The sequence below is a fragment of the Mesorhizobium sp. M1A.F.Ca.IN.020.03.2.1 genome (genome assembly GCF_004023205.1).
Classification (GTDB): domain Bacteria; phylum Pseudomonadota; class Alphaproteobacteria; order Rhizobiales; family Rhizobiaceae; genus Mesorhizobium.
This window is the reverse complement of sequence record NZ_RZSV01000047.1, coordinates 1-11,089: the sequence shown is the minus strand read 5'-3', so window position 1 is coordinate 11,089 and position 11,089 is coordinate 1. Positions and strand designations below refer to the sequence as shown.

Sequence of the window (11,089 nt, the reverse complement as noted above, 5' to 3'; positions counted from 1 at the left end):
AACCATGACCACAATTGCCGATGTCGCGCGCTATGCGGGGGTGTCCGTCGCAACGGTCTCGCATGTGATGAACCGCACGCGCCATGTCGAGCCGGAGACGGCCGAGCGCGTGCGCGCCGCGATAACCGCCCTGCGCTACAGCCCGAACTCGCTGGCGCGGAGCCTGAGACGCGGGGAGACCAAGACCATCGGCCTGCTGCTCCCGGACAATTCCAACCCGTTCTTCGCCAGCGTGGCGCGCCAGATCGAGGATGCCGGCTTCGTGGCCGGCTATACGGTGATCCTGTGCAACTCGGATGGCAGCGCCGAGAAGGAAGAGCGCTATCTGTCGGTGTTGATGGCAAAGCAGATCGACGGGCTGATCTTCGCCGGTTCGTCCGACCATGCGCGGGTGTTCTCGCACCTGTCCGCCGCCCTGCCGGCGGTGCTGCTCGACCGCGAGATCCATTCTGTCCATGTCGATTCCGTGCTGGTCGACCACGATCACGGCGGCTATCTCGCCGGGCGCCATCTGGTCGGGCTCGGCCACAGCAAAATCGGTGTCATCGGCGGTCCGCGCGATTCGAGCTCCAGCCCGGCCCGCCTGCGCGGTTTTACCCGGGCGCTTGCGGAGGCAGGTATCGACCTGCCTGCCTCGTGGGTGGTCGATTCCGACTATCATTTCGCCGGCGGCCGCCTGGCGATGGAGCGGCTGATGGCGCAGGCGCCGGAGATCACGGCGGTGTTCGCCTGCAACGATTTGATGGCCATGGGCGCCATCACCGCGCTGCGCACGCGCGGCTTGCGGGTGCCCGACGACATGTCGCTGATCGGTTTCGACGACATCCCCTATGCGGTCACCACATGGCCGCCGCTAACGACGATCGCGCAGCCGGTCGAAAAGATCGGAACGCGGGCGGTGAGCCTGCTGCTCGAGCGCGTCGGCGAGCCGGAGGCGCCGTCGCGCCGCGAGGTGCTGGCGCCAGTGCTGGTGGAGAGGGAAAGCTGCGCGGCTTTGCAGAAGTAGCGTGTAATCTCCCCTCTTGAGGGGGAGATGTCGCCGAAGGCGACAGAGGGGGTCGGTCCGACTGGAGTCGGCCTGCTGCGGCAGATGGAGGTTGGCGCTCCACGCGAGGCGACCCCCTCTGGCCTGCCGGCCATCTCCCCCGCAAGGGGGAGATCACGCGCTCATTCCCTCACGCCGCCGGCTGCATGGCGGCCCTGAGCAGCATGCCGAACAGGTCGCGCGGCTCGTCGGGGTCGGCGAGCAGGTCGAGCTCCTCGTAGAGGCCGGTCGCCTGGAGCTGGTCGCGGACATAGCGCAGCGCGGAAAAATCCTCCGTGGCGAAGCCGACGGAATCGAACAGCGTGATCTGCTCCTTCGCCTTGCGGCCCTCGGCCTGGCCGGTCATGACCTGCCACAGCTCGGTCACCGGATGATCGGCCTCAAGCTGCTGGATCTCGCCCTCGATGCGCGTCTGCGGCGGAAACTCGACGAAAATGTCGGAGCGCAACAGGATATCGCGGTGCAGCTCGGTCTTGCCGGGACAGTCGCCGCCGACGGCGTTGATGTGGACGCCGGAGCCGACCATGTTGTCGGTGAGGATGGTGGCGTACTGCTTGTCGGCGGTCACCGTGGTGATGATGTCGACGCCTTCCACCGCGTCCTGCCCGGTCGAACAGATGGTGATGTCGAAGCCCTTGCCGGCGAGGTTGCGGGCGCATTTTTCGGAAGCAGAGCGGTCGATGTCGTAGAGCCGCAGCCGGTCGATGCCGAGCAGCGCCTTGAACGCGACGGCCTGGAACTCGGACTGGGCGCCGTTGCCGATGATGGCCATGGCGCGCGACCCTTTCGGTGCCAGATATTTGGCGGCAACCGCCGAGGTCGCGGCGGTGCGCAGCGCCGTCAGGATCGTCATCTCGGTCAAGAGCATCGGATAGCCGGAGCCGACATCGGCGAGCACGCCGAAGGCGGTGACGGTCTGGCGGCCTTCGCGCATGTTCTTCGGGTGGCCGTTGACATATTTGAAGCCGTAGAGGCGGCCGTCGCTGGTCGGCATCAGCTCGATGACGCCGTCATGGCTGTGCGAGGCGACGCGCGGCGTCTTGTCGAACAGCTCCCAGCGGCGGAAATCCTCCTCGATATAGCCGGCAAGCTCGGTGAGGAAGCGCTCGAGGCCGATGGCGAGCACAAGCTTCATCATGCGGTCGACGCTGACGAAGGGGACGATGGCAAGGCGGGACGGCTGGGTCATGATCAGAGGCTTCCGGAATGGCTGCGGGTCGGGCGGTCCATGATGCGGCGGCCCATCAGGCTGGCGGTAAGGTCGACCATCAGGGTCGCGGTACGGCCGCGTTCGTCGAGGAACGGGTTCAGTTCGACCAGGTCGAGGCTGGAGACCAGGCCGCTGTCGGAGAGCATCTCCATCACCAGATGCGCCTCGCGGAAGGTGGCGCCGCCGGGAACCGTGGTGCCGACGGCCGGCGCGATCGAGGGATCGAGGAAGTCGACGTCGAGGCTGACATGCAGCAGCCCGTTTGCCTCTTCGATCCTGGCCAGGAAAGCGCGCAGCAGCGGGGCGATGCCGTGCTCGTCGATGGCGCGCATGTCGTGCACGGTCACACCCGCTTCCTTCAGCGCGCGGCGCTCGGCAGAATCGACGCTGCGCAGGCCCATGGTGCAGACGCGGGCCGGGTCGACTGCGGCGGGCAGGTCGGGGAAATAGCCGTTGAAGCCGGGACGGCCGCTGGCATAGGCGAGCGGCACGCCGTGCAGATTGCCGCTGGTGGTGGTGTCGAGCGTGTGGAAATCCGGGTGGGCGTCGAGCCACAGCACGAAGAGCGGCCGGCCGCGGTCGGCGGCGCGGCGCGCCACGCCGGAGACCGTGCCGGCGGAGATCGAGTGGTCGCCGCCGAGGAAGATCGGCATGGCATCCTTCGACGCGGCGTAGGCGGTCTCGGAAATCGCCGCCGTCCAGGCGGAGATTTCGGGCAGCGCCTTCAGGGCGAGATTGCCATGAGCGACAGGGCGCGCCGCCGCCTTCTCAACCGCCCCCCAGTCCTCGACCTCATGGCCAAGCTCCGACAGCACCGAGACAAGCCCTGCGGTGCGCAGCGCGCTCGGCCCCATCTCGCATCCCATCCGGCCCGCGCCGTCCTGCACCGGCGCGCCAACGATCCTGCAGCGCATCACTTCTTTCCGCTTTTGCGTTTGATTTGCCGGAGTGAACCACCGCTGCCTGGCGGTTTGAATAGGGTAAATTGGCATTTCGAAAAGGCCGATCTATCATAGTGGGCATATCGGCTGTTCGAAATGGTCAACATGGACGCGCTCGACGAGAGACTGGTGACGCTTCTGAGGCACGATGCGCGGCGCAGCGTCTCCGATCTCGCGCTCGATCTCGGCGTCTCGCGCGCGACGGTCAGGGCGCGGATGGGGCGGCTGGAAAAGTCCGGCGAGATCATCGGCTACACGGTGGTGCTGCGCGCCGACACGGTTGACCAGAGGATACGCGGCGTGATGATGATCGAGATCGAGGGCCATGCCGCGGACCGCGTGATCAGGGCGCTCGGCGGCTTTCCCGAGGTGTCGACCATCCACACCACCAACGGCCGCTGGGACCTGGTGGTCGAACTCGGCACCGCCTCACTCACGGACTTCGACGCCGTGCTGCGTCGCATCCGGCTGATCCCCGGGATCACCGGCAGCGAGACGAGCCTGCTGTTGGCGACGCCGAGGACGACGAGGGCGAGGCTTGGGTAGAGCGGTTCGTTTTATGGAAACGCCGAACCGCTCGACTTCCTTTTTTGCGCAATTCCGGACTGAAGGCTTCGGCGAGGAGGAAGAGCCGTTAGGGACTTTCCTGGAATTGTTCCAGCAAAGGCGCCAAACCGTCAGGAGTGGGCGGCAGGGCGCTTCCTTTCCGTCGCGACGTTCCTCTATTTTGCCCGGCCAGCATGGGCCGAGCCACAGATCGCGGAGAGCAGCGTCATGCTGAAGACAATCGCGGCCGGCGTCGGCCTGGGCCTTGTCGGGTTCCTCATCGCGCTTTTCACGATGGGCGCAGGGCACGGAACGAACGTTCCCGGTTTCGTCGTGGTCCCCTGGATGATGCTGCTGATGATGGCGGGCGCTGGCGCTTTGCCTGGGCTGCTCGCGGCATGCGCCCAATTCACGATCTATATCCTTCTGATCCGCTCCAAGCCGTTGCTGGCGCTGCCGATCGGGATCGTTCACTGCGTCGCCACAGTATGGGGGACGGCGCGCAACGGAATCTTGTTCTGAAGGCTACAAACGCGAAAAAGCCGCGGCGAACCGCGGCTTTTCGTTTGCTTGATTCCCTGAAGGAAACTGGAGCGGGTGAGGCGATTCGAACGCCCGACCCCAACCTTGGCAAGGTTGTGCTCTACCCCTGAGCTACACCCGCTCGCGCGGCCTTGGGCCGCAAGCCGCGCCTATATGGCCGAAGAGCGCGGCGATTGCAACAGGGAAATGACGGTCTTTTTGGAGCTAGCTCTTCCTATAGGGAAGGTTGGTTTCGAACCGGCGGATTGCGTTGGCCCAGCCGGGCGACCTTGCCCCAAGGGCATCGTTCGCCGTAAACGGCACAAGCTTTCCAGATGATGCGAGGACCGATGCCGAAGACCGAAGCCGAGCTTAACGCCTTTCTTGCCGATCTCGGCATTTCCGTCTCGACGGTGCGCCACCCGCCCTTGTTCACGGTCGCCGATTCGCAGGCGCTGCGCGGAGAGATCCCGGGCGGCCACACCAAGAACCTCTTCCTCAAGGACAAGAAGGACAATTACTTTCTCGTCACCGTCGGCGAGGAGGCCGTGGTGGACCTCAAGCAAATCCACCATCTGATCGGCGCCGCCAGCCGCGTCTCCTTCGGCAAGCCGGAAATGCTGATGGAGCTGCTCGGCGTCATTCCCGGCGCGGTTACCATCTTCGGCCTGATCAACGACACGGCCGGGCGGATCAAGGTGGTTCTGGACCAGGAATTGATGAGTCACGACGTCATCAACGGCCATCCGCTGACCAATGAGGCGACGACGGCCATCGCCGCCGCCGATCTCGTCAAATTCGTCGAGGCAACGGGCCACGATCCTGTTATCTTGAAAGTCTCGGGTTGATCGCCACATGGATGGCGAAACCGAAATCCGATAATAACCCGCCGCACCCCGAAGCCGGCGACGACGCGACCGAAAGGGCGACGACATGAGTGACAACAATCCGTTCAGCGGCTCATTTGGCGGCAATGCCGGCCAGTACGCCCAATCGGTGCACTATGGCGGGGCGGACCGCGGCAAGGTCTCGCTCGGCGAGGCGCCTGCGGCCGCGGATCTCGTCAAGGACACGACGACCGCGACGTTCGCGGCCGATGTCATCCAGGAATCGCGCCGCCAGCCGGTGCTGGTCGACTTCTGGGCGCCCTGGTGCGGCCCGTGCAAGCAGCTGACGCCGCAGCTCGAAAAGGCGGTCAAGGCTGCCGGCGGCAAGGTCAGGCTGGTCAAGATGAACATCGACGATCATCCCTCGGTCGCCGGCCAGCTCGGCATCCAGTCGATTCCCGCGGTCATCGCCTTCAAGGACGGCCAGCCGGTCGACGGCTTCATGGGCGCCATTCCGGAAAGCCAGATCACGCAGTTCATCCAGAAGGTCGGCGGCAAGGGGGGCGGCGGCGCGCCGCAGATCACCGAAGCGCTGGCCGCGGCCGCCGAGGCGCGCGAGGCAGGCGACACCCAGACCGCGGCCGACATCTATGATGCGATCCTCGAGCAGTCGCCCGAAACCATCGAGGCCATCGCCGGGCTCGGCGAGATCCTGTTCGAGGCCGGCGACAGCCAAGGCGCCGAGGCGATGCTTGCCAAGGCGCCGGAGGACAAGAAGGATGCGCCGGCGCTTGCCGCTCTGCGCGCCAAGATGACACTCGCGGCGGAAGCCGCCGCGCTCGGCAATCCAGCCGAGTTCGAACGCCGGCTCGCCGCCAACCCGAACGATCACCAGGCGCGGTTCGACTTGGCCATGGTGCAGAATGCGCGCGGCGAGCGCATGCAGGCCGCCGACAACCTGCTGGCGATCGTCAGGGCAGACCGGACGTGGAACGACGATGGCGCGCGTGCGCAGCTCTTGAAGTTCTTCGAGGCATGGGGGATGACCGACGAGGCGACGCTGTCGGCGCGGCGCAAGCTGTCGTCGCTGTTGTTCTCCTGAGCGTTTTGCCGGCTTGGCTGCCGGCCCCTTTTGCCAGGAGGGTCTTGCGCAAGGCGCCAACTGCGCCAGATAGGCGGCAGCGGCTTGCCCCTGCCGGTTAAGGGTTTAGACAGGCTGGGTTGCGTAAGAGGAGATCGCAGTTGATGCGCTGCCCGGCGACGCTTTCGAGAGTTGAAGTGCAGGCGGAGGGTTGAGGTGCAGGTCGGAAACGCCCGCTACCGGCTCGCCAGGGATCTGCCGTCGAGGATCCCGGTGTTTCCGCTCGCCGGGGCGCTGCTGCTGCCCGGCGGCCGCATGCCGCTCAACATTTTCGAGCCGCGCTACCTGGAGATGATCGATGAGGCGATGGCCGGGCCGCGGTTGATCGGCATGATCCAGCCCAGCCTCGACGGCGCGCTGCGCGACGACGGCGAGCCCGAGCTTTGCAGCGTCGGCTGCGCCGGGCGCATCATCTCGCTTGCCGAGACCGGCGACGGGCGCTACCTGATCTCGCTGCAAGGCGTCTGCCGCTTCCGCGTCACGGATGAGCTGGCGGTCAAGACGCCGTTCCGGCAATGCCGGATGGCACCCTTCCTCGCCGATCTCGAGGAGGATCCGGCCGGTGCCGAGGTCGACCGCCCTGCCCTGCTCAAGGCGTTCCGCGCCTATCTGCAGGCCAACGACCTCGAGGCCGACTGGGAAAGCGTGAGCCGCGCGGAGAACGCCATGCTGGTCAACGCGCTGTCGATGATGGCGCCCTATGGGCCGGCCGAGAAGCAGGCCCTGCTCGAGGCGGCGGACCTGAAGACGCGCGCCGAGACGCTGATCGCCATCACCGAAATTACGCTGGCGCGCGAGGATGAGGATTTTGGCTCGAGCCTGCAGTAAGCGCAATGATTCAGGTGAAATCGGCCTGACCTGAATCTCAACACTTAGGCCGGCGGCAGTTGGACAATGGAAAAGCGAGATGGCGGACGGACGTGACGGGCGCAAAGCCACGGTCGACCCGAAATTGCTGGAACTGCTCGCCTGCCCGCTGACCAAAGGACCGTTGACCTGGGACGCCGAGCGCAGCGAACTGATCTCGCGCGTGGCGAAGCTTGCCTATCCGGTGCGTGACGGCATCCCGATCATGCTGCCTTCGGAAGCGCGCACGATCTCGGCCGAAGACGCTCTCAAGCCGCCGCCGCGGCTCGGCGGTCCGTCGTGAATCGCGCCGGCGGGCCGGTTGCCGCTACTGGAAATTGCGCCCCTTGGGCATGACCTGTTGCGCCGCGCCCGACAGGGCGTCGACATGCTGCCGCACCGGCAGGCCGCGGTTCGCGGAGCGCTCCGGTCCATTCGATGACCCGGCGGGCTGATGCTCGATGGTGGGCGGCTCCTGCAGGAGGACGCTCAGCCAGGGCGTCAAATCCTCGATCCTGTCGGCGACGATGTGGATGACATCCGATTCCTGCTGCAGCTTGCCGGTGACGCGGATGAAGCGTGCGCCCATCACGATAGAGCGGAAGCGGTCGAAGACGCGCGGCCAGATGATGACATTGGCGATCGCCTTTTCGTCCTCCAGCGTTAGGAAGATCGCATTGCCCTTGCCGGGGCGCTGGCGCACCAGCACCAGGCCGGCGACGGTGACGCGGCGGCCGTCGCGCACCGACGGCAGGCGGACATTAGGGGTGATGCCGGCGCGGTCAAGCCGCTCGCGCAGGAAGGCGACGGGATGTTCCTTCAGCGACAGGCCGAGCGAGCGATAGTCGTGGACGACATGCTCGCCGAGCGGCATTTTCGGCAGCTTCGTCTCGGGCTCCAGCTCGCGCAGGCGGAGCGTGGGCTGGTCGAACAGCGGCAGTTTCTCGGCTGCGCTCCTGCCGTCCAGCGCGCGCACCTCCCAGAGCGCCGCGCGTCGGTCGAGGCCGAGCGAGCGGAAGGCGTCTGCCTGGGCCAGCCTTTCGATCTCGCCAACATCGAGGCCCGAACGCAGCCAGACATCCCTGACCGATCGATAGCCGTCGCCGCGCCGGGCGACGGCGGCCTCCATCCCTTCCTCCGAAAGCCCCTTGATCTGACGGAAGCCAAGCCGCACCGCATGAGCCGTCTCGATGACGCCGCGCATCGAGGCATGGCGTTCGAGGATGCGCGAAGGATCGAAACCGGCCTCCTCCAGCCTGCAATCCCAGACGGAATGGTTGATATCGACCTCGCGCACCTCCACGCCATGGTCGCGCGCGTCGCGAACGAGCTGGGCCGGCTGATAGAACCCCATCGGCTGCGAGTTCAAAATCGCGGCGCAGAACACGTCGGGATAGAAGGTCTTGAACCAGCAGGAGGCATAGACCAGCAGCGCGAAGGAGGCGGCATGGCTTTCCGGAAAGCCATATTCGCCAAAGCCTTCGATCTGCTTGAAGCAACGCTCGGCGAATTCCTTTTGGTAGCCCTTGTCGACCATGCCGTCGATCATGCGCTGGCGGTAGTTGCCGATCGTGCCGGTGCGCTTGAAGGTGGCCATTGCGCGCCGCAGCTCATCGGCCTCGCCCGGCTGGAAGCCGCCGGCAACGATGGCGATCTTCATCGCCTGCTCCTGGAACAGCGGCACGCCCAGCGTCTTGCCGAGAATCTCCTTCAGTTCCGGCTTCGGGTATTCGGCTTGCTCCTTGCCCTGCCGTCTACGCAGATAGGGGTGCACCATGTCGCCCTGGATCGGGCCGGGCCGCACGATCGCCACCTCGATGACGAGATCGTAGAACTCACGCGGTTGAAGCCGCGGCAGCATCGACATCTGGGCGCGCGATTCGATCTGGAAGACGCCCAGCGTGTCGGCCCGGCAGATCATGTCGTAGACGCGAGGGTCCTCCGGCGGCAGCGAGCTCAACTGATGCGGCCGGCCGTATTTGTCACGCGCCTGCGGATAATGATGCGTGAGCAAGGTCAGGGCTCGCTTCAGGCAGGTCAGCATGCCGAGCGCCAGCACATCCACCTTGAGGATCTTCACCGCGTCGAGATCGTCCTTGTCCCACTCGACCATCTTGCGCTCTTCCATCGCCGTCTTGACGATGGGCACGACCTCGTCGAGCCGGTCGCGGGTGATGACGAAGCCGCCGACATGCTGGGAGAGATGGCGGGGGAAGCCGATGATCTCGTTGGCGCGTTCCAGCACCTGCCGCGACAGCGGATCGGCGCGGTCGAGGCCGCCGGCATTGGCTTCCCTTTCGCCGAGCTCCGAGGTCGACCAGCCCCAGATGGTGCTCGACAGGGCGCTCCGGACGTCTTCGGACAAGCCCATGGCCTTCGCCACCTCGCGCAGGGCGGAGCGGCCGCGATAGCTGATGACGGCGGCGGCCAGCGCCGTGCGCTTGGCGCTGTATTTCTCGTAAATATAAGCGATGACCTCGTCGCGCCGTTCATGCTCGAAGTCGACGTCGATGTCGGGAGGCTCGTTACGTTTCTCGGAGATGAAGCGCTCGAAGAGGGCATCGATCCGGTCAGGGCCGACCTCGGTGATGCCGATGCAGAAGCAAATGACCGAATTGGCGGCCGAGCCGCGCCCCTGGCAAAGGATGCCCTTGCTGCGGGCGAATTTCACGATGTCGTGGACGGTCAGGAAATAGCGCGCATAGTTCAGCCGCTCGATCAAAGCGAGCTCGCTGCCGATGCGCCGCAGCACTTCTTCCGGGATTCCGGCCGGATAGCGCACGGCCGCTCCTTCCCGCGCCAGGCGTTCGAGCTCGGCCTGCGGTCCGAGCCCGGATTCCGTCGGCTCGTCCGGATAATTGTATTCGAGGTCGCTGAGCGAGAAGGTGAGCTCGTCGGCGAAGCGCAGCGTCTCCGCCAGCGCTTCAGGGTGTCGGCGGAAAAGCCGCGCCATCTCCAGCGGCGTCTTCAGATGACGCTCGGCATTTGCCGTCAGCTCCAGCCCGACCTCGGAAACCGGCGTGTTGAGGCGGATCGCGGTCAGCACGTCCTGCAGCGGGCGGCGGTCGGCGGCATGATAGAGCACGTCGTTGGTCGCCATCAGCGGGATGTGCAGATGTTGGGCCATCGCCGCCGCCTGCTCGATACGGAAGCGGTCGTTGCCGCCGTAATCAGGCGCCACGGCAAGCCGAAGCGCGGCGCCGAAACGATCCTTAAGCCGGCTAATGAGCGTCAGATTGTCTTCCGCGCCTCCCGACAGGTTGGGCAGGATCGCCAGCGACATCAGATCGCCCCATTCGAGAAGGTCGTTGAGTTCGAGCAGCGTCGCGCCCTTCTCGTTCTCGTCGCGCAGATTGGCCTGCGTCAGCATGCGGCAGAGATGTCCCCAGCCCTTGCGGTCGCGGGGGTAAGCCAGAATGTCCGGCGTGCCGTCGCAAAAAACCAGGCGGCAACCGGGATGATAGGGCAGCTTCTCGACCCTGGCCTGCTGCCAAGCCCGCACGACGCCGGCGACCGTGTTGCGGTCGGCAAGGCCGATCGAGGAAAAGCCGTGGAATTTCGCCGTGACCACCAGCTCCTCGGGCTTGGAGGCGCCGCGCAGGAAGGAAAAGTTCGACTGGATGCCGAACTCGGCATAGGGGATGGCGGTCAGCGCGTTCATGCGAAGACGCCGTGCATGAACCAGCGCGGCGCGGCATGCGAGGCGCTGCTGTAGAGGCCCTGGCGGTAGAGCCAGTAGCGGCGCCCTTCGCTGTCCTCGATGCGGTAATAGTCGCGCGTCGGCGCCTCTTCCTCACCGGGCAGCTGCCGCCACCATTCGGCGGCGATGCGCTCCGGCCCTTCGGCGCGGGCGACGCGATAAAGCGCGCGCCGCCAGCGGAAATTCATCGGCGGGCCCTCGGGGATCTCGGTCGCCGGCACCTCGATCGGCTCGGGCGAGCGGAACAGCCGTACCGGCCGCTCCGGCGGGAAGATGGTCATCGGCGGTGCTGTCCGGGCGGGCCTCGGCGG

11 protein-coding genes and 1 tRNA gene are annotated in these 11,089 nt (G+C 65.9%); 7 read left to right on the top strand and 5 right to left on the bottom strand.

Annotated elements, in window-relative coordinates:
• Positions 1–4: 4 nt before the first annotated feature.
• Positions 5–1,006 (top strand): substrate-binding domain-containing protein, encoded by a 1,002-nt coding sequence (locus EOA79_RS10400; RefSeq protein WP_095825134.1) that lies wholly within the window; start codon positions 5–7, stop codon positions 1,004–1,006.
• 169 nt (positions 1,007–1,175) lie between these two features.
• Here the strand turns inward: EOA79_RS10400 and EOA79_RS10395 are convergent, their stop codons facing one another.
• Positions 1,176–2,234: an ornithine cyclodeaminase gene (locus tag EOA79_RS10395; protein ID WP_095825135.1), complete on the bottom strand. Its 1,059-nt coding sequence runs from the start codon at positions 2,232–2,234 to the stop codon at positions 1,176–1,178.
• Positions 2,235–2,236: 2 nt separating this feature from the next.
• Positions 2,237–3,169: an arginase gene (gene rocF, locus EOA79_RS10390; RefSeq protein ID WP_095825136.1), complete on the bottom strand. Its 933-nt coding sequence runs from the start codon at positions 3,167–3,169 to the stop codon at positions 2,237–2,239.
• A gap of 132 nt (positions 3,170–3,301) precedes the next feature.
• On the opposite strand from rocF, the gene EOA79_RS10385 reads away from it, so the two are divergent.
• Both EOA79_RS10385 and EOA79_RS10380 read left to right on the top strand, forming a co-directional pair.
• Entirely contained in the window at positions 3,302–3,742 is a 441-nt protein-coding gene (locus EOA79_RS10385; RefSeq protein ID WP_095825208.1) for an Lrp/AsnC family transcriptional regulator, read from the top strand.
• A 228-nt stretch (positions 3,743–3,970) separates the two neighbouring features.
• Positions 3,971–4,264 carry a hypothetical protein gene (locus EOA79_RS10380; RefSeq protein WP_095825137.1) on the top strand — a complete coding sequence of 98 codons (294 nt, stop codon included), beginning with the start codon at positions 3,971–3,973 and terminating at the stop codon, positions 4,262–4,264.
• A 67-nt stretch (positions 4,265–4,331) separates the two neighbouring features.
• Here EOA79_RS10380 and EOA79_RS10375 read toward each other — a convergent pair.
• Positions 4,332–4,406: transfer RNA gene (locus EOA79_RS10375), tRNA-Gly, on the bottom strand.
• Between the two features lie 208 nt (positions 4,407–4,614).
• Here EOA79_RS10375 and EOA79_RS10370 point away from each other — a divergent pair.
• The 4 genes from EOA79_RS10370 (at position 4,615) to EOA79_RS10355 (ending at position 7,382) form a co-directional block, all read left to right on the top strand.
• Positions 4,615–5,112 carry a prolyl-tRNA synthetase associated domain-containing protein gene (locus tag EOA79_RS10370; RefSeq protein WP_095799582.1) on the top strand — a complete coding sequence of 166 codons (498 nt, stop codon included), beginning with the start codon at positions 4,615–4,617 and terminating at the stop codon, positions 5,110–5,112.
• Positions 5,113–5,197: 85 nt separating this feature from the next.
• On the top strand, positions 5,198–6,193 hold the full coding sequence (gene trxA, locus EOA79_RS10365; RefSeq protein WP_095825138.1) for a thioredoxin: 996 nt from the start codon (positions 5,198–5,200) through the stop codon (positions 6,191–6,193).
• Positions 6,194–6,388: 195 nt separating this feature from the next.
• Positions 6,389–7,060: an LON peptidase substrate-binding domain-containing protein gene (locus EOA79_RS10360; RefSeq protein WP_095777066.1), complete on the top strand. Its 672-nt coding sequence runs from the start codon at positions 6,389–6,391 to the stop codon at positions 7,058–7,060.
• Between the two features lie 79 nt (positions 7,061–7,139).
• A complete protein-coding gene (locus tag EOA79_RS10355) occupies positions 7,140–7,382 on the top strand; it encodes a Trm112 family protein (protein ID WP_067323589.1) in 243 nt (80 codons plus the stop codon).
• Between the two features lie 24 nt (positions 7,383–7,406).
• Here EOA79_RS10355 and EOA79_RS10350 read toward each other — a convergent pair whose 3' ends face one another.
• Both EOA79_RS10350 and EOA79_RS10345 read right to left on the bottom strand, forming a co-directional pair.
• Positions 7,407–10,739 carry an error-prone DNA polymerase gene (locus tag EOA79_RS10350; protein WP_067323591.1) on the bottom strand — a complete coding sequence of 1,111 codons (3,333 nt, stop codon included), beginning with the start codon at positions 10,737–10,739 and terminating at the stop codon, positions 7,407–7,409.
• On the bottom strand, positions 10,736–11,089 hold a 354-nt coding region (locus EOA79_RS10345; RefSeq protein WP_245489854.1), incomplete at its 5' end, for a DUF6504 family protein. The genes EOA79_RS10350 and EOA79_RS10345, both read right to left, overlap by 4 nt.